Source organism: Rhizorhabdus sp. P4_G5, from assembly GCF_056401065.1.
The window spans coordinates 92,106-114,862 of record NZ_JBFUKB010000002.1 but is presented as its reverse complement, the minus strand read 5'-3'; the positions used below and the strand labels follow the sequence as shown (position 1 = coordinate 114,862).

Below are 22,757 nucleotides of genomic sequence, written 5' to 3'. Positions count from 1 at the left end.
GCCCTGCGGCAAATGAAATTTGCACTTGCTTAATGGCGAGGCGGTACACATCTGATCTGTTGCATAAATGCAACAGGGTGCGATTGCAGGATGACGACGACGACTATGGCCGATCTGTATTCGAAGCTTGGGGTGAAGCGCGGCGCCGACGAGGCCGAGATAAAGAAGGCCTATCGCAAGCTCGCCAAGGAGCTTCATCCCGATCGCAACAAGGACAATCCCAAGGCGACCGAGCGCTTCGCCGATGTCACGGCGGCCTATGATCTGCTGTCGGACCGGGACAAGCGCGCCCAATATGACCGTGGCGAAATCGATGAGCAGGGCAATCCGCGCGGGCCGTTCGGCTTCGGCGGACGTGGCGGCGGCGGCGGCTTCAATCCCGGCGCCGGCCCAGGCGGGGCAAACTACGAGTTCACCGGCGATGGCGCCGATTTCGGCGATATCTTCGAAGGTATTTTCGGCCGCTCGCGCGGCGCAGGCGCGGGTGCTGGCGCGCGCCGACCGGGCGGTTTTGGCGGCTTCGGCAGCCAGGGCGGCGGTCGTCCGCCCAAGGGCCCCGACATCGCCTATCGCCTGGCGGTGCCGTTCGAGGATGCCGCGGCGCTGAAGCCGAAGCGGATCACGCTGGCCAATGGCAAGACGATCGACGTCAAATTGCCCAACGGCGTCGAGTCTGGCACCCAGATGCGGCTGACTGGACAGGGCGAGGCCGGCCCTGGCGGCAATGGCGACGCCATCATCACCGTGGACATTCGCCCGCATCGCTACTTCAGGCGCGACGAGGATGATGTCCGCCTTGACCTGCCGGTGGCGATCGACGAGGCGCTGCTGGGCGCGAAGGTCAAGGTTCCGACGGTCGACGGCGCGGTGATGCTCGGCATCCCCAAGGGCAGCAGCTCGGGCAAGACGCTGCGGCTCAAGGGCAAGGGCTTCTACCGCAAGGATGGATCGCGCGGCGACCAGCTTGTCACCGTGATGATCGACATTCCCGCCGAGGATGCCGAGCTGGAAGCCTTCGTCGAGAATTGGTCCGCAAAGGGCAAGCGCAACCCGCGAGCCAATCTGGGCGTTTGACGGCGTAACAGTCTTTCCAGCTGGGTGGGACAATAGGGAGCGCGGCTCTGACAACGGACCAATCTCCCGAAGCGCGCCGGCGTCGTCCTTTCGAAAAGCATCTGGCGGAGATGCGCCCCGGCGGCCGGGTCTACACGATCGTCAGCCGCGCTGCGCTGGGTGTGTATAACGACGGCTTCATCCACGCCGGGAACATCGCCTATCTGGCCCTGCTGACGATGTTTCCCTTCTTCATCGTGATGGCGGCGCTGGCGCAGCTGTTCGGACGCACGCCCGATGTCCAGCATGCGGTCTATGGCTTCCTGCGGACTGTCCCGATATCGGTGCGCGACCTGATCTCGCAGCCGATCCGCGACGTGCTCGCCGCCAATAACAGCGGCGCCCTGCTCTGGCTGGGCGCGCTGGTGGGGCTGTGGACCGTCGGCAGCTTCGTCGAGACGATCCGCGACATCCTCCATCGCGCCTATGGCACCAAGCCGTCCCGCGGCTTCTGGCACTATCGCGCCGGTTCGATCCTGATCATCATCGTTTCGGTGATCCTGACCATGTCGGCGTTCAGTGCGCAGGTGGTGCTTACCGGCGTCGAGCAGTTCATCTGGCGGCTGCTGCCGGTCGGCGCCAGCCTTCAGCCGCTGATCAACCTGTCGCGGATCGCGCCGCTGCTGATGCTGGTGGGGGCGCTCTATGCGATGTTCGCCACGCTCACTCCATCCAAATATCGCTATGCGCCCTGCCCGAAATGGCCGGGTGCGCTGTTTACCGGCCTATGGTGGATGGCGGTGACGATGCTGCTGCCCGTCGTGGTGAGCGCATTTGGCGGTTATGGCCGCACCTATGGCAGCCTTGCGGGCGTCATCGTGACGCTGCTGTTCTTCTGGCTGGTGGGGCTTGGGCTTGTTTTCGGCGCTCATCTCAACGCGGCTCTAGCGGAAACCCCGGAAAGCTCTGTAAAGGAGGCGGCGCCGAACGAGTAAGGGAGATGTCGTGGCGGGTTTGATGACGGGGAAGCGCGGGCTGATCATGGGCCTCGCCAATGATCGCTCGCTGGCGTGGGGGATTGCCAAGGCACTCCACGAACAGGGCGCCGAAATGGCCTTCAGCTATCAGGGCGAGGCACTGGAGCGACGCGTGCGTCCGCTGGCCGAGCAGGTCGGCTCCGACTTCCTGATCGAATGCGACGTCTCGAACGATGCCGCGCTCGACGTCGCCTTCGCGACGCTGGCCGAGCGCTGGCCGACGATCGACTTCCTGGTCCACGCGATCGGCTTTTCCGACAAGAATGAGCTGCGCGGCCTGTTCGTCGACACCAGTCTCGACAATTTCCTGATGACGATGAACATTTCGGCCTACAGCCTGGTAGCGGTGACGAAGCGTGCCCGCCCGATGATGACCGAGGGCGGCTCGGTGCTGACGCTCAGCTATTATGGCGCCGAAAAGGTCGTGCCGCATTACAACGTCATGGGCGTGGCCAAGGCCGCGCTGGAGACGAGCGTCAAATATCTGGCGATGGACCTGGGCCCGGAGAATATCCGCGTCAATGCGATCTCGGCCGGCCCTATCAAGACCCTGGCCGCGAGCGGGATCGGCGATTTCCGCTATATCCTCAAATGGAATGAGCTGAACTCACCGCTTCGCCGCAACGTGACGATCGACGATGTCGGCGGGGCCGGCGTCTATCTTCTGTCGCAGCTGGCGAGCGGCGTGACCGGCGAGATCCACCACGTCGACGCAGGCTACAACGTCATCGGCATGAAGGCCGAGGACGCGCCGGACATCGCCTTGGCTTAGCAAATGAACCCTCTCCCTTCAGGGGAGAGGGAGGGACCCGCCGCACAGCGGCGGGAGGGTGAGGGCAGGCTCAATGCAGCGACCACCTGGCACCGAGCCGATCGAACGGCTGAGATCGCTCCGTACCTTCTGTACGGACGCAGAGAAGCTGCTCTGGTCGAATCTGCGCGGTCGACGCCTCGAAGACGCGAAGTTCCGGCGGCAGATGTGGCTTGGAAACTATATTGTCGACTTCGTATGCCTCGATCGGAGGCTCGTGATCGAAGCCGACGGCGGCCAACATGCCGAGCAGCAGGAATATGACGATCGACGCACGGCCTTTCTCGCGCAACAGGGCTATCGCGTGCTGCGCTTCTGGAACAATGACGTGCGCGACAACCTGGACGGGGTACTGACTTCAATCATGAATGCCTTGAAAGAAGAACCCTCACCCTCCCAAGCCTCCGGCTTGGGTCCCTCCCTCTCCCCTGAAGGGAGAGGGGCTCTATGAGCTACAACTCCTTCGGCCGCGTTTTCCGTTTCTCCACCTGGGGCGAGAGCCATGGCCCCGCGATCGGGGCTGTCGTAGACGGCTGTCCTCCGGGGCTCGAACTGAAGGAAGGCGACATCCAGCCCTGGCTCGACAAGCGCCGGCCGGGCACTTCGCGTTTCACCACCCAGCGGCAGGAGCCGGATCAGGTGCGCATCCTGTCCGGGGTTTTCGAGGGCAAGACGACCGGCACGCCCATCAGCCTGATGATCGAGAATGTCGACCAGCGCTCAAAGGATTATTCCGAAGTCGCGCTCGCCTATCGGCCTGGCCATGCCGATTATGCCTATGACGCCAAATATGGCTTTCGCGACTATCGCGGCGGCGGGCGATCGTCGGCGCGCGAAACGGCGTCGCGGGTTGCCGCCGGCGCCGTGGCGCGGCTGGTGATTCCCGAGGTCCGGATCCGCGCCTACCTGGTCGAACTGGGCGGGGATGCGATCGACCGGGCGTTCTTTGACGACGCGGCGATCGACGAGAACCCGTTCTTCTGCCCGGACCGGGCGGCGGCCGAGCGCTGGGAAGCCATTGTCGACGGGGCGCGCAAGGCGGGATCGTCGGTGGGCGCTATTGTCGAGTGCATAGCCGAGGGACTGCCGGCCGGCTGGGGCGCGCCGCTTTATGCCAAGCTGGACAGCGAACTGGCGTCGGCGATGATGAGCATCAACGCGGTCAAGGGCGTCGAGATCGGCGACGGCTTCGCGGCGGCGCGGCTGACCGGCGAGACCAATGCCGATCCGATGCGGCCGGGCAAGGACGGCAAGCCGCTGTTCCTCGCCAATCACGCCGGCGGCGTGGCGGGCGGCATTTCGACCGGGCAGCCAGTGGTGGTGCGGGTCGCGCTCAAGCCGACCTCCTCGATCCTGACGCCGGTGGAGACCATCGGCAATGACGGCCAGGCCGCAGACATCCGCACCAAGGGCCGCCACGATCCCTGCGTCGGCATCCGCGCCGCGCCGGTGGTCGAGGCGATGATGGCGCTGGTGCTCGCCGACCAGAAGCTGCTGCAGCGGGCTCAGCGCGGATGAGCTCCGATCCGGGGCGGATTGCCCGGCGCATCCACGTCAAGGGCAAGGTCCAGGGGGTGTGGTATCGCGGCTGGACGATCGATCAGGCGAACGAACTCGGCCTCGATGGCTGGGTGCGCAACCGGATCGATGGTTCCGTCGAAGCCGTGGTGGCCGGGCCGGCCGACAAGGTCGAGGCGCTGATCGTGCGCTGCCATGCGGGGCCACCCGCAGCGCGGGTCGACAAGGTGACCGTCGAGGACATAGCCGCCACTGTCGCTGCGGGCTTCATCCAGAAGGCGACGATATGAGCGTGAAGCCGATCCGCGTCGATGCGTTGGGCGATCTCCCCCACGGCTTTCTCGGCCGCGAGGGCGGCGTGTCCGAAGGGATTCACGCCGGGCTCAATGTCGGGCTGGGTTCCGACGACGATCGCGCCGCTATCGTCGAGAACCGCCGCCGCGCCGTCGAGGCGATCGCTCCGGGCTATCGCCTCGTCACGCTCCACCAGGTTCATTCGGCAGACGCCGTCGCGGTCACCGAGCCCTTTGCCGATGCTGGACGGCCCCATGCCGATGCACTGGTCACCGACCGGCCGGGCCTGCTGCTCGGCATCCTCACCGCCGACTGCGTGCCCGTGCTGTTCGCCGACAAGGGGGCAGGGGTGATCGGCGCCGCCCATGCCGGCTGGAAGGGTGCGATCTCGGGCGTGACCGATAGCACCATCGACGCGATGGAGAGGCTGGGCGCACAGCGTTCGGCGATCACCGCCGCGATCGGCCCCTGCATCGCGCGCGCAAGCTATGAAGTCGACGAGGCTTTCGTGCGGCGTTTCGAGGACGATGATCCAGCCAATGAGCGCTTCTTCGCGGACGGGCGCCGGGCCGGCCATGCCCAGTTCGACATCGAAGCCTATGTCGCGCATCGGCTGGCATCGGCCGGCATCGCGCGGGTGATCGCACTTGGCGAGGACACCTATGCCCAGCCCGATCGATTCTACAGCTTTCGCCGCGCGACCCATCGCGGCGAACCGGGCTATGGCCGGCAGATCTCGCTGATCGGACTGCCCGCCTGAGCGATCCTCAGAACGGCACCGCCTTCGATTCCCGGGTGAAGTTCATATAACCCACATTGACGCCGAGCCGCCAGCCGACGCCGAGCCGGATCGGGATCAGCACGACGTCGCCCCGGCGCAAATAGGTCGCAGTGAACCCGCCGACGACATAGGCCGCCCCTTCGGCGGAAGGATAGCGGCGGAAGAGGTCGTTGCTGTCGAACAGGTTATAGACGAGCACGAAGCTCTTCGAGCCGTTGGCGCCGAGATCGAAGCCCAGCGACGGGCCGGTCCAATAGACCGGCATCTGCCCCTCGACCTTGTGGAACAGAGTGCCCGAGCCGTAGCGCACGCCCACCACGATCGCGCCGCCGGCCTCGCGGCCGGCGATATAGGCGTTCGGTCGCCCCTGTTCCTTGAAGATTTTCTCGACCAGCTTGGCAAGCCCCTCGGCGCCCCGGCCGAACACGCCTTCGGCGGCGCTGAGTACGTCATCCTGGGCATAGGTGTTGTTGGCGGCGGCATCGGCGGCCTGCGCCCGCGCACCGGCGGGCGGCGGCGGGGCGGCCTCTCGTGACACCGTGTCAGCAGCGGCCTCGGTGGATTGCGGGGCAGCGGGCTGTGCAGGCGCGGCGGGAGCGGCCACCTTCGTGCCATAGTCGGCCTCGCTCGCAGGTACCGGCGCAAGGTCGTTCGCCTGGTTGGGATCGACGGTGCGCACCTGCGCCCGGGCAGCGCCCGTTCCGCCAAGGGCCAGCATCACCGCCACGCCCAGCACCTTGCCGTAGTTCATCGCCACTCTCCGATAACCGCCTTGCCTTGGCACAGGTAAAGCCGCTTTTGCCTGTCGCTGCAATGAACGCGGTGATGATTATCCGGATAGGCGATCGAGGCGGTTGATCGCAGGGCATGCGCTCGCTATAGCCCGGCCTCTGCCTTCCCGGAGACGTGGGTGAGTGGCTGAAACCAGCGGTTTGCTAAACCGCCGTAGGGGGATTACTCCTACCGAGGGTTCGAATCCCTCCGTCTCCGCCAAGCGCCCTTCCGCAGGGGTCCGCAACAGCCTGCTGGGATTGGCTAAACAGACCATCGAACATCGGCGCTTGCAGCACCGCAAGCTCGCCGCCTAACGTCAATCCCCAGACGAGGCCCGCACTCCGCTAATTTACTCCACGACCTGCGCCAAATGTCCTGACGACGGACATCCGCAAACTTGAAGCGATCCAAGTTTTAATGAGGCGATGATGGAAAGAGTTGATGCCATCATTGTGGGGGCCGGTGTCGTCGGGATCGCAATCGCGCGCGAGCTGGCGCTTTCAGGGCGTGAAGTGGTGTTGGTGGATGGCGAGCCGACCCAGGGCAGCTGGACCAGCAGCCGCAACAGCGAAGTCATTCATGCCGGTCTTTATTATCCAGCCGGTTCGCTGAAGGCGCGGCTGTGCGTCGAAGGGCGGGACCGACTCTATGACTATTGCGCCCGCCATGCAGTTCCCCACAAGCGGCTGGGCAAATTGATCTTTGCACGGGACGAAGAGCAGATCCCCGTGCTCGAACGGATCCTGGCCGCCGGGACGGCCGCCGGGGTTTTGGACTTGCGCGTTCTGGATGCGATGGGTGCTCGTCGGTTAGAGCCGCGTCTGGATTGCGCGGCGGCGCTTTTTTCGCCCTCGACGGGTATTGTCGATTCCCATGCACTGATGGCGACCATGCTCGGCGAGGCGGAGGCGCATGGAACTTTGTTCGTTCCGCGCACCCGCGTGACACGCGCCGTGCGCCGTGAAGACAGCTGGCATATCTACGTAGAGGGCGAGGACAACGCCGTTCTTTGTGCGTCATTGCTCGTGAATTCAGCGGGACTGGCAGCGCAGGATCTTGCATCCGCGATCGAGGGACTCGATCCTCATTTCGTTCCGCCGCTATATCTGGCGCGCGGGGTCTACTTCACCCTTTCGGGTCGAGCGCCTTTCGAACATCTCATATATCCGGTGCCCGAACCCGGCGGTCTGGGCCTTCATCTGACGCTCGACCTCGCCGGACAGGCGCGCTTCGGCCCCGACGTCGAGTGGATTGATCATGTCGACTATCATCTCGACGCGACCCGCAAACCGGCCTTTGTCGCGGCGGCAAAGTCAATCTGGCCCGATGTCGATCCTGACCGTCTGGAACCCGGTTATACGGGGATCAGGCCAAAACTCAGCGGCCCAGGCGAGCCCGCGGCCGATTTCGTGATTTCGCTTCCGAGCGATCACGGATGCGCTGGATTGGTCAATCTGTTCGGAATCGAGTCCCCCGGCCTCACCTCTGGCCTCGCGATTGCGCGCTATGTGCGGGACGGGCTTGTATGAACGACGGTGAACGATTCGATTATATCATAGTCGGTGCAGAAAGAGATCGTGGTGCGTCCAGTTGCGTCGCAAGGTCGAGACGGTGTCCGCTACCTTCGATACACGGGCCGAGGCCGAAGCTTGGATTCGCATCATCTCGCAGGCGACGCCTGGCGGTATCTTCCTTTCCGGCGGGCTGGGGGCACGTACTTCATCCCCGATGGTACAACCGGGCCAATTCAACTTCGGTTCGATCGTGAGCGATACCCGTTTTGTCTGATCAAAATGGGTCGTTGAGGCGTTGTAGCGCGCCTTCAAGCATATGCGCATGAACTTCCGGGTCGCCATTCTCCAGTTGTAGCCTGCCTACGGCAATGCTGGTCTCGATAACATCGCGACAGCGTTCGAACCGGCGCTCCTGATAGGCAAGAAGCGCCTTCGCCACCTGGTTGGAGTTCGCAAGCTCCTCGGCCAGCACGATGCCGCTTTCGACGGCCATACCGGCCCCCGACGCGAGGTGCGGAGTCGTGGCGTGTACAGCATCTCCGACGAGCACGATCCGTCCATTGAACCAGTCCTTCGGCTGGAGCGCGGCAGCAAGGGGCCGGTAATTGATCCAGTCCTCGGGCGTCATGTTGTCGCGGATCCAGCCGGCATTGCCGCCGAAGTCCTTGAGCAGTTCTTTCAGGGTATCGAAGAGCTGCTCTTCGTCCATGAAAGTCTCGCGCTCGACATGGGGTGTAAGCATCCACATGTAGACGTGGTCGGGCGCACAGGCGGTGATGCCGCAGGGGTTGGCATGGCCGAGAAAGAATTCGCCAGCTTCAAGCCCCGGCGGCTTGCGGATCGAGATGCGCCAGCATCCCTGCCCGGTCGGTACGGCAGGTCGCATATGCGGGAAGGCGAGATCGCGTACGGCCGAGAACACGCTGTCGGCACCGACCACGAGATCGTAACGGCCTTCACCGCCATCGGAAAAGTGCACGTCGACGCCATCATCGCGGTTTTCGAGCGCGGCGACAGTGAGGCCGAGGCGCACCGGCATGGCAAGTTCGCGCACGCGCTGCTGCATGATGTGATGCAGCACGGGGCGCATGATCCCGCCGGTGGCGGGCAGGCCTTCCTCGATTACCGGCTCGTCGAGATCGAACATGTGCGTGCCGTCATAGCGGAACAGACGGGTCTTGCTGGTGATCGCGCCCTGCTGCTTTATCTGGTCGAGCAGGCCTAGCCGCCGATAGGCGCGCAGGGTGGGGCCGGTTATCGTGATGCCTGCGCCATAGACGCGCCAGTCCGGGTCGAGATCGATCAGGTCGACCATCACCCCTCGTTCGGCAAGGCTGATCGCGCTTGCCATTCCGCCGATACCCCCGCCCACGACAAGCGCCGTTGCGATGCTGCTGATGCTCTTCCCGGTCATGGCCGATGCATGAAGGGGCCGGTCCCGGCTGGCAAATTGGAACAATGGATAGGAATCCATCGACGCCGGCGGGACGTTCGGCCGCGCGCTTTCAGGTCAGTGCTGCGCCCTCGTCTGCGATCTTCTGGGCGAGCAGGCGACGGGCGCGGGTGCTGGCCGCATCGATCTTGAGCAGAACCGGCTCAAGCGACCAGAAATCCGTATTGCCGATGCGCGCCTGTTGGCTTTCCAGCATGGGCTTGTCCTCCTGCACGAAGGCCTGCTCGAGCGCACCGCGCAGGAACTGGCTGAAGCCCTCGTCGTCCACACGGAAGCGGCGGGTCGAGCAGTAGAAGTAGTGTGTCGACGTGGCTGTTTCCGGCACCATGTTGTGCAGGGTATAGCCCTCGTCGTGCCAGGTTCGCGGTTGTCCGGCGGGCACGGCAGCCACGCCCAAAGTCATCACCGCAGGAGCCTGCCAGACAACTTCGGTCCACACGTCGGCGCGACCGGCTCCTTGGACGGTGGCGCGGAAGGCCGGAGGCGGGTCGCAGTTCTCGGCCAACCAGTCGACTACGACCTTGCCGCCCTCCTGCCGGTTGGTGGTCTTCGCGGTGCTGTTGATGCCGCCGAGCGTATCGGGGTGCAGGAAGTCGGCGTGACTGAGATCGAGGATGTTGTCGCTGAGCAGCTGGTAGTTCGCGGCGGTGGGCATGTAGCCGGAAATACGGGCCTGTGGCGGAGTCTCGTCGATGTACGACAGATCGGGGATCAGCGCCGGATCGGCGTCGGCATCGCCCAGCCAGACCCATATGATCGTGTGCCGCTCGGCCACCGAAAAGCTGCGCACGGCCAGCGCCGATACGATCGGTCCGTGCGGATTGTGCATGCAGTTGCCGTCCGCGCCGAAGCCGAGGCCATGGTAACCGCAGAAGATGTTGTCGCCATCGACCCGGCCCGCCGAGAGCGGCGCGAAGCGATGCGGGCAACGGTCTACCAGCGCGGTCAGCGATCCTTCGGCGCGGCGGTAGAAGACGAGCGGCACTTCGCAGATGGTGCGGGCGAGCTTGCCGCCTGCCGGGACTTCGCCGGAAAACCCGGCCTGATACCAGGTGTTCATCAGGTATTTGGTCATGGTTCGCATCCTACCAGGCGGTGGCACCGGCATCGATCGAGAAATCTGCCCCGGTGACGTAGCGCGCCTCGTTGCTGGCAAGCCAGGTGGCGCACCATGCGATGTCGGATGGTTCGCCGACCAGCTTGAGCATGTTCTTCGACAGCACGATCTCGAGAAATTCCGGATGCATATCGAGATGGCGACCGGTGGATTCGGTGCGGATGAAGCCGGGGGCGATGGTATTGGCGCGAATGTTGTGCGGCGCGCCTTCCATGGCCAGCTGGCGCGTCATGGAAAGGATGCCACCTTTGCCAGCGCAGTGGGCAAGCGCGGGCGAGCCTTCGAGCGCCTTCCAGGCATTGGCGCTGGCGAAATTGATCACGCTCGCCGCCGCGCTTGCCTTGAGGAGGGGCCATGCCGCGCGGGTGGGCAGGAAGACGATGTCGAGTTCGGCATCGAGCGTCCTTTTCCAGTCGGCATAGGTCAGGTCCTCGATCCAGGCGAAGATGGCAAAGGCTGCGGCGTTGACGAGGATATCGATTTTGCCGTGCTGCGCACCGACCTCGGCGAAGAGGGCGTTGGTGGCGGCTTCGTCGAGCAGGTCGCAGGCGTGGTCAGCCCCCTTGAGATCGACCCCGATCACCGTTGCGCCTTCGGATGCGAAGATTTCCGCACAGCCTTTGCCGATGCCGTTTCCGGCACCCGTGACGATGGCGATCTTGCCTGCAAGCCGGTTTGCCATTGTTTTCTCCCACGATCTGCGTTGCCAATGCGCAGGCATATGCCCGCCATTGCAGTTGGATAGAGCGCCTTGTCCGGCAGGGAAAACTCGAAGTGTCGATAGGTATCCATCGACCGGCAGGGGTTCGGGACGCGCAACGCTGGCAAGTGTTGCCGCGCATACATTCGAACCGTCGATAGGAAAGTATCGATACAAGGAGCGGGCGTTTCAGGCGAGCAGGCACTATCCCGGCAGCCAACAGCGATATCGAGCAATAGGGGAGGGATTCTTATGCGCCTGGTACTTCTTGGAACAACCGCCATCACCGCCCTTGCTCTGGCCGTGCCGGCCTTCGCGCAGGAAGCGCAATCGACCCCGTCCGACGACACTGGTCTGGGCGAAATCATCGTGACCGCGCAGCGCAGGGAAGAAACGCTGCAGAAAGCGGCGCTGGCCATAGATGCCGTGTCGGGCGCGGATCTTTCCGAGCGCGGCATCAGCAATGCCATCGACATCACCAAGGCCGTTCCGGCAATTTCGTTTCCGGCAGCGGGCGGGAACATCTCGTCGATTTTCGTCCGCGGCGTGGGGAACATCACCACGGCAAGCTGGACCGATCCGGCCGTAACGCCGAGCTATGATGGCGTAGTGCTGGGCCGCGGCGGCGGCGTGTTCGGCGCGGCCTTCTATGACCTTGCCCGCGTGGAGGTGTTGAAGGGGCCGCAGGGTATCCTTTATGGTCGCAATGCCACGGGCGGCGCGGTCAACATCATTCCCGCCCGTCCCGAGATCGGCCGCACCTCGGCAGGATTCAACCTTGGCTACGGCAACTACAATGCGGTCGATGTCGATGCGCATGTCAACCTCGGCGTAAGCGCCAACAGCGCCCTGCGCCTAGGGGCTGCCTATTCCGACCGTGATGGCTTCAATCGCGACGGGACCGACGATCTGCACCGTGGCTCGCTGCGTGCGCAGTACCTGATCGAGCCTTCGAGCGACCTCTCGCTGCGCATCGGTGCCGATTACACGCATCTTGGCGGCAAGGGCATCGGCGGTACCTACATCGGTGGTTTTGCGCCCAACGGCACCGGAGGCTACAACTTCTTCCCTTCGGGCCTTGATGACAGCGAAGGCTTCAACACCGCTGCGGCCAACGCCTTCCGCCGGCAGAACCTTGGCGGGCCGGCCTTTGCGTTCCTCAGCTCGATGAACGCCGACCAGCGGCTGGACAGCACCTACTGGGGCGTCAACGCCGAGCTGAACTGGAAAACCAGCATCGGCAAGGTGACGATCATTCCGGCCTATCGTGAAAGCGAGGATCACACCTTCTTCTATGGTCCGGCATTCAACACCGCGAACACCAACGAGAAGATCCGCCAGACCAGCTTCGAGGCGCGTCTCGCGGGGAACGTGGGCATGGTCGACTATGTCGTCGGCGGGTTCTTCTTCAACGAGAAGATCGACGCGAACAACCAGTTCAACCAGGAGTTCGTGCTCCCGATCATCGACTATCGTCACAAGACCGACAGCTATGCCGCGTTTGGCCAGCTGACCGCGCACGTTTCGGATCGTTTCCGCCTGATCGGCGGCGCGCGTTACACGCATGACAAGAAGTCGATCGACGGACTGATCAACAACTTCATCACGTTCTGCGGCGGATTGCCGCCGGCATTGGTGACTCCGCCTGCCTCGTTCGGGATCGGCTGCGCCACGCCGGGCAACGTGCCTCATTACCCGAACTTCCTGAATTCTGCCGATACGGTCAACTGGCTGGCGGCCAACGGCTGGATCGCCGCCAACAGCGCGAACCAGAACAACCCGCAGGTCTTTCCGCTGCTCAGCGGCGTCGGCGCGATTCTCAAGACGCACAGCCCGGTGAAGGACACGCTTGGCTTCTCGCGCGTGACGTGGAAGGCTTCGGCGGAATTCGACGTGACCGACCAGAACCTGCTCTATGCGACGGTGGAGAGCGGCTACCGGGCGGGCGGCCTGCAGATGAGCGAGAGCCGCACCCGCTACAAGCCCGAGTTCATTACCGCCTACACCATCGGGTCCAAGAACCGCTTCTTCGACAATCGGGCCCAGCTGAACCTCGAAGCCTTCATCTGGAAGTATCGTGACCAGCAGATCACCTACTTCACGGTCGATACCTCGGGCACGCTCATCAACTCGAGCGAAAACGCCGGCCGAGCCACGATCAAGGGCATCGATGCCGACCTGCAGGTGAAGCCTGCGCGGGGCACCGCGCTCAGCGCCAAGGTCCAGTACCTCGACGCCAAGTACGACAACCTGCACCTCTTCACCGCTGCCCCACGCGACAACTTTGCCTGTCCGTTCACCTTCACTGGCGGCACGGCTGGCGGCGCGCCCGTCAAGGACTTCAACTGCTCGGGCAATCCGCTGCTCTATTCGCCGAAGTGGACGGTGAATCTGGGAGCCGAACAGGTGGTGCCGCTGGGCGACAGGCTGGAGCTGGTGGCCAATATCGATACCGCCTGGCGCGACCGCCAGTGGGGCGGGTTCGAATATCTCGCCTTCGAGAACATCCCGGCCTACTGGACGACCGATGCCTCGCTGACCCTGCGGACGGCGGATGGTGGCTGGGCGCTGACCGGCTTTGTGCGCAACATTGAGGGCAAGCGCCGCAACCTTGCGCCGCAAGCCGCGCCGATCGGTGTGGCTGTGGGCCACTTCTCGGCACCGCGCACCTATGGCCTGCGCCTGTCCGGCAATTTCTGAGGAGCCCGACGGCGTGAACGTGGTGGTGACCGGTGCCGGCGGGTTCGTCGGACGAGAGCTAGTCCGCCTGCTCGTCGATGCCGGTCACACGGTTACCGGGATCGACAGCGCGGCGGGGGGCGTGCCCTCGGACGCTCGGTGCGTTGCCGGCGACCTGGGCGATGGCGCGGTGCGCGCCGCGGCACTGGGGCAGGGCTGCGACGCGCTGATCCATCTTGCCACGGTTCCGGGGGGCGCGGCCGAGGCTGATCCGGCCGCCTCGCGCCGGATCAACCTCGATGCGATGTACGATCTGCTGCTGGAAGCGGCGGCGGTCAATCCGGGCCTGCGCGTCGTCTACGCCAGTTCGATTGCGGTGTTCGGCGATCCGCTGCCGCCGCTGGTCGACGATACCACGCCGCTTTCTCCCAAGATGATCTACGGGGGGCACAAGGCGATGATGGAGGACGCGGTGGCGATGTTTTCCAATCGCGGCCTGATCGACGGGGTGAGCGTGCGTCTGCCCGGCATCCTTGCGCGGCCCAAAGGGCCTTCGGGCATGAAATCGGCGTTCATGTCGGACCTGTTCCACGCATTGAAGGCGGGCGAGGAATTTACCTGCCCGGTTTCAACGCAGGGCAGGATCTGGGCGCAATCGGTGCGACAATGTGCGCGCAATTTCGCGCATGCGCTTACGCTGGATTCTGGCCTTATGCCATCGACCCGCGTAGTGACGCTGCCCGCGCTGCGCATTGCGATGGGTGATCTTGCGACAGAAATTGCGCGTCAATGCGCAGTTCCGACGGACCTCGTCTCCTACGCGCCGGATGCCGCCCTCGAAGCGACTTTCGCAACGCAACCGCCGCTGGCGACGCCTGCCGCGGAGCGTGCCGGTTTTGCGCATGATGAAGACCTTGCTACACTCGTGGCAAGCGCCCTCGCAACGATTTGAAGGCGCGGCGGAGGTGGCGATGCGATTCGGACGACTGGACCTCAATCTGCTCGTGGCGCTCGATGCATTGCTGGCCGAGCGCAGCGTCAGCCTTGCGGCCGACCGGCTATGCCTCTCGCAGTCGGCCACATCGAGTGCGCTGGGCCGTTTACGCGAGTATTTCGGTGACGAATTGCTGGTGGTGAAGGGGCGTAACATGATCCTCACCGCGCGGGCCGAAGAGTTGATAGATCCGGTCCGGGCGGTGCTCGAACAGATCCGCACCACCGTCGCGGTAGCCCCGCCGTTCGATCCCCTGACGGCCGATCGCCTGATACGGATCATGGCTTCGGATTATTCGACCGAAGTCCTGCTGGCAGCTATGCTGGCCAAACTGGAGACTGAAGCACCGAACATACGTTTCGAGATCCAGACGATGAACGACAACCCGATCGAGGCGATCGACCGGGGTCACGTCGACCTCCTGCTCACGATCGACTATGCGATTTCTCCCGATCACCCGAGCCAGCTGCTGTTCGAGGACGACTACGTCGTTGTTGGCGCTCAGGACAATCCCGCCATGCACCAGCCTATGACGAGGGAACTCTACTTCGGCCTTGGCCATGTTTCCGCGCGCTTCGGCAAGTCTCGCGTGCCAGCATTTGAGGACTGGTTCGTGCGGCGCCACAAGCAGCAGCGCCGGGTCGAGGTGGTGGCGCCGACGTTCCTTTCGCTGCCGGGCCTGATCGGGGGGACCAATCGCATTGCCACGATGCACCGGCGCATGGCGGAAATCGTGGTGCGATCCATGCCGCTGGTGATGCGGGAGGTTCCTTTCGCGATCCCGCCGATCCGTGAGAGCGTGCAATGGAACATCGCCAACAGCAACGACCGCGCTCTTCGGTGGGTGGTTGAGAGGCTTCAGGCCGCGGCATTGGCGACCGCGCCGGTGCGCGATGCCAACGTGGTGCCGCTCGAAACCGCCTCCACGCTCGATCGCGGCGAGATCGATGTCGAATACCGCATGCACCACCCGCAGCGGTAATCAGGCCCTTGCGCAATCGAAGTCGTCGCGGGCCTCCATGTATCCAGACTGTCGATAGCTGCCCTGCCGAAAGATCGGTTTCCGCTAGGCGGAGGCATTGGGCATGACGGCAGCCTGAGACGATTTCGGAGAGAACCATGTCCGACCAACAACCCTGCCTCGCCAGCATTTCTGCCGTACTCGGGGTCGAGAGCGTGGTTTTCGGCGTTGCCGACCTTGCCGAGCACACCCGCTTCTGGACCGACTTTGGCTTGCCGCTGGAAAGCCGCGGCGAAGACGAGAGCGTGTTCCGTCTGGCTTCGGGTAGCCGTGTGATCCTGCTGCGCCACGGCGATGCGCGCCTGCCTTCGCCTGATCCGTTCCCCGGCGACGGGGTGAAGGAGACCGTGTGGGGCGTGGACTGCGCCGGAAATCTCGACAGGATCGCCGCAAGCCTCGCGACGGAGGTGGCAGTCCGGCGCGATGCCGATGGCACTGTGCGGTGCCTGTGTCCCGATGGCCAGCCCATTGCGCTACGGGTGTGGGACAAGCGTGCCGTGGTTTCCGCGGCGAGCCCGGTCAACACCCCGTCAAGCTGGCCGCGTTTCAACCAGCATCGCATCTGGCGCCGCAAGGCCACTCCCAAGACGATCAACCACGTGGTGTTCTTCAGCCCGGACTATGTCGGCAGCTTCGAGTTCTACGAGCGTCACATGGGCTTTCGATATGTGGACCATTCGAAGGGCACCGGCATCTTTGCCCGGCCGGGCGGAACTTACGAGCACCATTCGATCTTCTGGGTAAACTGCGATCTGCCGATTGCGCCAGACCACTTCAGGTTCATGCACATCGCGTTCGGGATGGACGACATCGACGAGGTCATGCTCGGCGCGAACATCATGGACAACAAGGGCTGGAAGAACACCACGATGAACACTAGCGGCGGCATCTCCCGCCACCGCATCTCCAGCGCAATCTACTATTATTGCGAAATTCCGGGCGATGCGGGCGAGGCCGAGTACCACGCCGATACCGATTACCTCGATGACAACTGGGTGCCGCGGGCCTGGGACTTCAAGTTCGGATCGCTGCTGTGGTCGGCCAATGCCCCTGCGATTTTCCGGGGCGACGGCATTCCGTGGGATATGGCGTTCGATCAGGACCGCAGGAGCTTCGAGCCGTTCCGCCGGGCAAAGCCGGGCAAGCAGCAGATCGACGGCGATCTGGCCAAGCTGACCGCCGAGGACGAGCACGCCATCTGAGCGCGGGCAGGGTCAGCGGCGCAGTCCTTCGAACAGCTCGAAACGCAAGGGTCCTTTTGCGTGCCATGGCTGAGCGGCTGCGCGCGGGCTTTGCCGGTCAGCCCATCTCCGCGAAGATCTGCGCGCACCAGTCGGCGATATAGTCGCGCATGCCGGTACCATTGTCGGCCCCGCAATGTTCGACCTCGAAGTCGTTTTTCGTGAACATGCGCAGAGTGCGCTTGGGGCTGTTCACCGCCTGATCGTAGCTCATCTGTGCATTGAAGGCGGGAATCTGGCGGTCGTTCTCGCCGTGGGTGATGAGGAACGGCACCCGGATCTTCTCGACCTGTCCGTCGAGCGTGATCTGGTCGGCATATTCGAGGAAGGCATCGCGATCGTCGATGCCGAAAACCCACATGACGTGGTCCCAGTAGTGCGGCACGGGGTTCTCGCCCTCGTTGGCAACCCGTTCGCGCTGGCGCCGGCCCCAGACGTGGTTGGCGCCCATCACCGCGCAAAGGGCATAGCGGGGATCGTTGGCGGCAATGCGCGGAGCGTGATAGCCGCCGAACGAAAGGCCGAAGATACCGATCTTCGAATGGTTCACATCGCTGCGAGTCAGCAGATAGTCGAAGGCGGGACTGCCCCAGCGTTCGGCAGCGAAGACGGCAGGCAGGTTGCGCTTGCGGATCGCCTCGCCGGTTCCCGGCTGGTCGAGGAACAGCGTGTTCATCCCGCGCTCGAGATTGACCGCGCCGTGGCCCGCCATGGCGACCTGTTCTTTCATCGAATCGAGACCGTTGACCGAGACCAGCGTAGGGCGCGCCGTGCTGCTGCCATCGTGGACGAAGATCGCGGGGTAGCTCGATCCTTCGTAGGGAATTTCGACCTTGTCGACATGCAGGCCGCGCAGGGCGCAGCCCTTGTGGTAAAGATCGAGGCCCTTGTCGTAGGCCACCCATCGCGGTGCGTAGTCGCGGCTCTGCAGGCGTTCGGCGCCGAGGTAATAGCCCGATGCGCGCAGGAACTTGGCACCGGCGGACAAAAGAAAGCCCTCGGCCTCGTCCCGTTCGGCGTTGCGGGTGACCTGATCGGCCACCGCGATCCAGCTGTCGAACAGCATGGCAGACCCCGCGTCGGCTCCAGCCCTGGCCCCTTCGCGAACCGGGCGGCACACCGCGTCCAGCTCGCCATGATTGCCGCCCGCGATCAGGGCGAGGTTGATGCCGAGGTTCCAGACGTAGTTTCCTGGGAAGGGTTCGAACATGCTTCTCCCCGCAGGGCTGTTGTCGGTCGTGCTACCCTTGCAGTAGGGCACGCCGAGCCACCATCGCATTGTATCGATGCAAGACTATCGACCGAATGCCTTTGTCCAGCGCCGGCGGGCCTTATATCGACAGGGTCAGGCAGCGGTTCGGGAGATATGGCAGGATGCGACTGGCGACACTGCGCGATGGCACGCGGGACGGGCGGCTGGTCGTCGTATCGCCCGATGGCCTGGCCTGTGCGTCGGCTCCGGTGCCGACCATGCAGCAGGCGCTGGAGAACTGGGGCAAGGTCGAACCCGCATTGAGTGGGATTACCACCTTTCCCGACCCTCTTGATCCCGCCGGGATAATGGCGCCCTTGCCGCGCGCGTGGCAGTGGCTCGATGGTTCGGCCTTCCAGAGCCACGGCGATCTGATGGACGCGGTTCTGGGCATAGCCAAGCCGAAGACCGACGTGCCGCTCATGTATCAGGGCACCTCGGACAAGTTCTATGGCCCAACCGACGACGTGAAGTTCCCCGATGAGGCTCTGGGCATCGACTTCGAGGGCGAGTTCGGGGTGATCGTGGATGCCGTGCCGATGGGCACCGGCAGCGTAGACGCGATGCGGCACATTCGCTTGCTGGTGCAGATCAACGACTGGTCCTTGCGCACGCTGGCGGGCCCGGAGATGAAGACCGGTTTCGGCTGGGTCCAGGCCAAGCCTCCATGCGGCATGGCGCCGTTCGCCATCACGCCTGACGAACTGGGTGACCAGTGGCGCGATGGGCGCGCCTGCCTCGACCTCATTGTCGACTGGAACGACCGGCCCTTCGGTGCGGCCAATGGCAAGCCGATGGGCCACGGCTTTCATGAACTGATAGCCCATGCGGCGCGGACCCGTGATCTTGTGGCGGGGACAGTCATCGGATCGGGCACGGTTTCGAACGCCAATTTCCGCGAGATCGGATCGTCTTGCATTGCCGAGCGACGCGGGATCGAAGTGATCGACGAGGGCGCCGCGCGCACGGAATTCATGCGGTTCGGGGACAGGGTGAAGATGGAAGCCGTGGACGCGCGGGGCCGCGCTCCGTTCGGCGCGATCGAACAGACCGTTGTCCGTGGCTGACCAAGCTCCGCCATTCGGCCCGATCAAGCTGGTGATCCTGCCGCGCACGCTTGCAGGCCTCGGGCGCGCCGGATTGCGCCGCCACCTTTCGGCCGTGCACGGGCCGATGGTCATGTCCGAGCCTGCGGTCTCCGGTACCTTTCGCGGCTATGTCCATCACTACGCCATCGACTGTCCGGTGGAGCCTGTGCTGGAAGATCGCGATGCGGTGACGGTGATCCGATTCGATGCGCTTGCCGATATGGCTGCCTCGAGGGCGAGCGCCGCCTACCGTGAGCGGATCGGGCCTGACGAGGACAACTTTCGCGAAATCGAAGGTTCGGTGGCCATGTTCGCGCAGGAACAGGCCATAGCACCCGGTACGGACGATGCTCCGCGCAAGCTGTTCGCCTTTCGCACCAGCGGCGATGACGATCTCGACGTGCGGGCAGACAGACTTTCGGCGGTCATTTCGCTGCCTGGTGTGCGGGGCGTAACGACCAACCTTGGCCGCGTGATCGAAGACAGCTTCGATCATCGCTGGTTTGACGAGATCGGCCTCGATCCCGGCGCCGACGTCGCCACGGTAGCGCGGACCGTGGCCACACTCGACGCGGCGAGCGATGTCCGTTTCCTGCTTGTCGATGCCTTACGTTTCATCTGATTCCGACGGAGCCTATCCTCATGCAGATTTCCGATTCCGGCCTTCCTCCCGTGCAGCGCATTGTCACCGGGCATGACGGAAACGGCCGCGCCGTGTTCAAGTCCGAGGATGTGGCGCCGACGAAGTTGATCCCTTCGGGCGATGCCTCGTTTCTGCTGATCTGGACGACGCCGACGGTGCCGGCCGACAACAACGATGAGACCGATGGCCGTCAGCGCGACGCAGGGCTGACGCTGGAAGGAGGATCCGTGATCCGCGTGGTCGACATGCTGCCGGGCAAGGAAAGCCCGATGCATCGCACCAACTCGATCGACTACGGCATCGTCCTGGAAGGCGAGGTCGAGCTTGAACTCGATGATGGGGCGAAGCGTACGGTGCGTCAGGGCGGGATCGTCGTGCAGCGGGGTACGAACCACCTGTGGCGCAACACGACAGACAAGCCCTGCCGCATCGCGTTCGTATTGATCGAAGCGCCGGCCTATCTGCACAATGGACAATCGTTGCCGGAGGATAAGCCGGATCTCAAATGACGAGATCTTCGCCGGACATGCCGGTGACGACAGCGGCGGTTGGTGGACCGGATGCAACGTCCCAGGCGTGGCTCAGGTCGATGCGGCCTGAGCTGAACGCCCTGGCGCCGGATAAGCCGCGTCGGCTCGCCGCCGGGTCAAAGCGGAAGCCCCACATAATTCTCCGCGATCACCCGCTGCATTGCCTCGGACGAGGCAACATAGTCGAGTTCGGAAATCTGCATCCGGTGTTCGAAATCACCATCCTCCGGGAAACGATGCATCAGCTTGGTGAGATACCAGCTGAAGCGCTCGGCTTTCCAGATACGGGCAAGCGCCCGCTGTTCATAGGCCTCCAGTGCGGAGTCGCTGCCATCGCGATAGTGGGCGATCAGGGCATCTGACAGATAGGCCACATCGGATGCAGCAAGGTTGAGGCCCTTGGCTCCGGTCGGTGGAACGATATGCGCCGCATCCCCGGCCAAAAACAATCGACCATGCCGCATTGTCTCGAACACATAGGACCGAAGCGGCGCGATCGACATCTCCAGTGCAGGGCCAGTTGTGACGCCACGTTCAGAGATCGGGTCGAACCGGAGCGCCAGTTCGTCCCACAGACGTTCCGGGGGCCAGTCCTCCAGTCGCTCGGTCAGTGGTACCTGGATGTAGTAGCGGCTGCGGGTACGCGAGCGCATCGAAGCAAGCGCAAAGCCGCGAGGGCCGTTTGAATAGATCAGCTCGGGGTGGCATGGCGGTACGTCGGCGAGAATGCCGAGCCAGCCGAAGGGATATTCGCGCTCGAATTCGCGAATCCTGGCCGTGGGGATCGCTCGGCGCGACGGCCCGTGGAAGCCGTCGCACCCCGCGATGAAGTCGGCGGTGATCCTCTGCTCGATTCCGTCCTGGGCGAAGGTCACGAATGGCTTGTCGCCTTCCAGCTCGTGGAGTTCGACGTCCTTGGCCTCGAAGATGATATCAAGCCCGCGATCGGGCGCCGCGTCGATCAGGTCGCGCGTCACCTCGGTCTGGCCATAGACCATGACATGCCTGCCGGTGAGCCGGGCGATGTCGATACGGATAAGCTTTTCGCCAGTGGCCAGATTGAAGCCTTCCTCCTTCAGTCCGACGGCGTTCAGCCCGGTATCGACCCCCAGCTTGCGAAGCAGATCGGTCGTGACCGTCTCCAGCACGCCAGCGCGAATCCTGCTTTCGACGTAGTCCCGGCTCTGTCGCTCGACGATGACGCAGTTTATTCCAGCGGCCCGCAAAAGATGTCCGAGCAGCAGTCCTGCGGGACCGCTTCCGACGATCGCGACCTGCGTTTCTGCGCCTATTGTCGTTCCCGGGACCGGCCTCATGCGCCGAGCTGCCTCTCCAGGACGTCCAGCACGCGGTAGCAGGGCATGACCTGCGCCACCGAGGCATTGGGTTCGCGGCCCTCGCGGATGGCGCTTACGAATTCGCGATCCTGCAGTTCGATGCCATTTGGAGAAATGGCCACGCCGCTCAGGTCGATCGGCTCCTCCTTGCCCGTGACGAGATCGTCATAGCGCGCGATCCAGGTGCCATTATCGCAGATGTACCGGAAGAAGGTGCCGAGTGGGCCGTCATTGTTGAAGCTGAGCGAAAGCGTGCAGATCGCGCCGCTCTCCGCCTTCAGCTGGATAGACATGTCCATTGCGATGCCGAGTTCGGGATGGATCGGCCCCTGCAGGATGGCCGACTGTACGATCGGGCCCGCCTGATATGCGAAGAGATCGACCGTGTGCGCGGCGTGATGCCATAGCAAATGATCGGTCCAGCTCCGCGGCTCACCCTTTGCGTTCATGTTCTTTCGACGGAAGAAATAGGTCTGCACGTCCATTTGTTGGATGTTCAGCTCGCCCGCACGGATCTTGTTGTGAATATATTGATGGCTCGGGTTGAATCTGCGGGTGTGGCCAACCATCGCGACGAGGCCGGTTTTCTGCTGCTTCTTCAGCACCGCCTCACCGTCGGCCAAGCCGTCGCACAGTGGGATCTCGACCTGAACATGCTTGCCGGCTTCCATGCACTGGACAGCCTGTGAAGCGTGTAGCGGGGTCGGTGTGGCCAGGATTACGGCATCCAGGTCGGGCAGCGCGAGCGCCTCGGCAAGGTCGGTGGTCGCGTGCGCAACGCCATATCTGGCGGCAAGCGCCCGGGTGGGTTCGAGGGGCCGTCCAACGATCGAAATGATCTCGACGTCATCGATCTGTTTCAGGGCATCGAGATGCTTCTCTCCGAAAGCGCCGCCGCCGACGAGGGCAATTTTCATGGA

23 protein-coding genes and 1 tRNA gene are annotated in these 22,757 nt (G+C 63.7%); 17 read left to right on the top strand and 7 right to left on the bottom strand.

Annotated features, from left to right (window positions below; genetic code table 11):
• Positions 1 to 105 precede the first annotated feature (105 nt).
• The 7 genes from AC1DQK_RS02885 to pgeF all read left to right on the top strand — a co-directional run bounded on the left by AC1DQK_RS02885 (position 106) and on the right by pgeF (position 5,473).
• Entirely contained in the window at positions 106 to 1,074 is a 969-nt protein-coding gene (locus AC1DQK_RS02885) for a DnaJ C-terminal domain-containing protein (RefSeq protein ID WP_477867725.1), read from the top strand.
• 110 nt (positions 1,075 to 1,184) lie between these two features.
• Entirely contained in the window at positions 1,185 to 2,048 is an 864-nt protein-coding gene (locus AC1DQK_RS02880) for a YihY/virulence factor BrkB family protein (RefSeq protein WP_477867212.1), read from the top strand.
• A gap of 10 nt (positions 2,049 to 2,058) precedes the next feature.
• Entirely contained in the window at positions 2,059 to 2,862 is an 804-nt protein-coding gene (fabI, locus tag AC1DQK_RS02875) for an enoyl-ACP reductase FabI (RefSeq protein WP_477867211.1), read from the top strand.
• Positions 2,863 to 2,935: 73 nt separating this feature from the next.
• Complete coding sequence (locus AC1DQK_RS02870) at positions 2,936 to 3,352, top strand: endonuclease domain-containing protein (protein WP_477867209.1); 417 nt, start codon at positions 2,936 to 2,938, stop codon at positions 3,350 to 3,352.
• On the top strand, positions 3,349 to 4,419 hold the full coding sequence (gene aroC, locus AC1DQK_RS02865) for a chorismate synthase (RefSeq protein ID WP_477867207.1): 1,071 nt from the start codon (positions 3,349 to 3,351) through the stop codon (positions 4,417 to 4,419). Before AC1DQK_RS02870 ends, aroC begins: the two co-directional genes overlap by 4 nt.
• Positions 4,416 to 4,709: an acylphosphatase gene (locus tag AC1DQK_RS02860; protein WP_477867205.1), complete on the top strand. Its 294-nt coding sequence runs from the start codon at positions 4,416 to 4,418 to the stop codon at positions 4,707 to 4,709. The genes aroC and AC1DQK_RS02860 overlap by 4 nt, the downstream gene beginning before the upstream one ends.
• A complete protein-coding gene (pgeF, locus tag AC1DQK_RS02855; protein ID WP_477867203.1) occupies positions 4,706 to 5,473 on the top strand; it encodes a peptidoglycan editing factor PgeF in 768 nt (255 codons plus the stop codon). The genes AC1DQK_RS02860 and pgeF overlap by 4 nt, the downstream gene beginning before the upstream one ends.
• Before the next feature lie 7 nt (positions 5,474 to 5,480).
• Here the strand turns inward: pgeF and AC1DQK_RS02850 are convergent, their stop codons facing one another.
• The gene (locus tag AC1DQK_RS02850) at positions 5,481 to 6,245 is read right to left on the bottom strand and encodes a DUF1134 domain-containing protein (protein ID WP_477867201.1); all 765 of its coding nucleotides are present in this window, start codon (positions 6,243 to 6,245) and stop codon (positions 5,481 to 5,483) included.
• Positions 6,246 to 6,394: 149 nt separating this feature from the next.
• Between AC1DQK_RS02850 and AC1DQK_RS02845 the strand changes: the two genes are divergently transcribed.
• The 3 genes from AC1DQK_RS02845 (at position 6,395) to AC1DQK_RS02835 (ending at position 8,056) form a co-directional block, all read left to right on the top strand.
• Positions 6,395 to 6,487, top strand: a tRNA-Ser gene (locus AC1DQK_RS02845).
• A 206-nt stretch (positions 6,488 to 6,693) separates the two neighbouring features.
• Positions 6,694 to 7,797 carry an NAD(P)/FAD-dependent oxidoreductase gene (locus AC1DQK_RS02840; protein ID WP_477867199.1) on the top strand — a complete coding sequence of 368 codons (1,104 nt, stop codon included), beginning with the start codon at positions 6,694 to 6,696 and terminating at the stop codon, positions 7,795 to 7,797.
• 61 nt (positions 7,798 to 7,858) lie between these two features.
• A complete protein-coding gene (locus AC1DQK_RS02835) occupies positions 7,859 to 8,056 on the top strand; it encodes a hypothetical protein (protein ID WP_477867197.1) in 198 nt (65 codons plus the stop codon).
• On the opposite strand, the gene AC1DQK_RS02830 is transcribed toward AC1DQK_RS02835, so the two are convergent.
• The 3 genes from AC1DQK_RS02830 to AC1DQK_RS02820 form a co-directional block, all read right to left on the bottom strand.
• Positions 8,057 to 9,196: an FAD-dependent monooxygenase gene (locus AC1DQK_RS02830; RefSeq protein ID WP_477867195.1), complete on the bottom strand. Its 1,140-nt coding sequence runs from the start codon at positions 9,194 to 9,196 to the stop codon at positions 8,057 to 8,059. It lies immediately after the preceding gene.
• Between the two features lie 91 nt (positions 9,197 to 9,287).
• Entirely contained in the window at positions 9,288 to 10,310 is a 1,023-nt protein-coding gene (locus tag AC1DQK_RS02825) for a Rieske 2Fe-2S domain-containing protein (protein ID WP_477867193.1), read from the bottom strand.
• 10 nt (positions 10,311 to 10,320) lie between these two features.
• A complete protein-coding gene (locus tag AC1DQK_RS02820) occupies positions 10,321 to 11,034 on the bottom strand; it encodes an SDR family NAD(P)-dependent oxidoreductase (RefSeq protein WP_477867191.1) in 714 nt (237 codons plus the stop codon).
• A 270-nt stretch (positions 11,035 to 11,304) separates the two neighbouring features.
• On the opposite strand from AC1DQK_RS02820, the gene AC1DQK_RS02815 reads away from it, so the two are divergent.
• The 4 genes from AC1DQK_RS02815 (at position 11,305) to AC1DQK_RS02800 (ending at position 16,948) form a co-directional block, all read left to right on the top strand.
• A complete protein-coding gene (locus AC1DQK_RS02815; RefSeq protein WP_477867189.1) occupies positions 11,305 to 13,752 on the top strand; it encodes a TonB-dependent receptor in 2,448 nt (815 codons plus the stop codon).
• A gap of 13 nt (positions 13,753 to 13,765) precedes the next feature.
• A complete protein-coding gene (locus AC1DQK_RS02810; RefSeq protein WP_477867187.1) occupies positions 13,766 to 14,683 on the top strand; it encodes an NAD-dependent epimerase/dehydratase family protein in 918 nt (305 codons plus the stop codon).
• A gap of 19 nt (positions 14,684 to 14,702) precedes the next feature.
• Positions 14,703 to 15,707 (top strand): LysR family transcriptional regulator, encoded by a 1,005-nt coding sequence (locus AC1DQK_RS02805; protein WP_477867185.1) that lies wholly within the window; start codon positions 14,703 to 14,705, stop codon positions 15,705 to 15,707.
• Between the two features lie 137 nt (positions 15,708 to 15,844).
• Positions 15,845 to 16,948, top strand: coding sequence for a VOC family protein (locus tag AC1DQK_RS02800; RefSeq protein ID WP_477867183.1), 1,104 nt, complete (start codon positions 15,845 to 15,847; stop codon positions 16,946 to 16,948).
• Positions 16,949 to 17,045: 97 nt separating this feature from the next.
• Here AC1DQK_RS02800 and AC1DQK_RS02795 read toward each other — a convergent pair whose 3' ends face one another.
• The gene (locus AC1DQK_RS02795) at positions 17,046 to 18,197 is read right to left on the bottom strand and encodes an alpha/beta hydrolase (RefSeq protein WP_477867181.1); all 1,152 of its coding nucleotides are present in this window, start codon (positions 18,195 to 18,197) and stop codon (positions 17,046 to 17,048) included.
• Positions 18,198 to 18,361: 164 nt separating this feature from the next.
• On the opposite strand from AC1DQK_RS02795, the gene AC1DQK_RS02790 reads away from it, so the two are divergent.
• The 3 genes from AC1DQK_RS02790 to AC1DQK_RS02780 are packed head-to-tail and all read left to right on the top strand — an operon-like array spanning position 18,362 to position 20,479.
• On the top strand, positions 18,362 to 19,306 hold the full coding sequence (locus tag AC1DQK_RS02790) for a fumarylacetoacetate hydrolase family protein (RefSeq protein ID WP_477867179.1): 945 nt from the start codon (positions 18,362 to 18,364) through the stop codon (positions 19,304 to 19,306).
• The gene (locus AC1DQK_RS02785) at positions 19,299 to 19,949 is read left to right on the top strand and encodes an EthD domain-containing protein (protein WP_477867177.1); all 651 of its coding nucleotides are present in this window, start codon (positions 19,299 to 19,301) and stop codon (positions 19,947 to 19,949) included. Before AC1DQK_RS02790 ends, AC1DQK_RS02785 begins: the two co-directional genes overlap by 8 nt.
• Before the next feature lie 20 nt (positions 19,950 to 19,969).
• A complete protein-coding gene (locus AC1DQK_RS02780; RefSeq protein ID WP_477867175.1) occupies positions 19,970 to 20,479 on the top strand; it encodes a cupin domain-containing protein in 510 nt (169 codons plus the stop codon).
• A gap of 137 nt (positions 20,480 to 20,616) precedes the next feature.
• Here the strand turns inward: AC1DQK_RS02780 and pobA are convergent, their stop codons facing one another.
• Positions 20,617 to 21,816 carry a 4-hydroxybenzoate 3-monooxygenase gene (pobA, locus tag AC1DQK_RS02775; protein ID WP_477867173.1) on the bottom strand — a complete coding sequence of 400 codons (1,200 nt, stop codon included), beginning with the start codon at positions 21,814 to 21,816 and terminating at the stop codon, positions 20,617 to 20,619.
• Complete coding sequence (locus AC1DQK_RS02770) at positions 21,813 to 22,754, bottom strand: Gfo/Idh/MocA family oxidoreductase (protein ID WP_477867171.1); 942 nt, start codon at positions 22,752 to 22,754, stop codon at positions 21,813 to 21,815. Before AC1DQK_RS02770 ends, pobA begins: the two co-directional genes overlap by 4 nt.
• Positions 22,755 to 22,757: the final 3 nt, after the last annotated feature.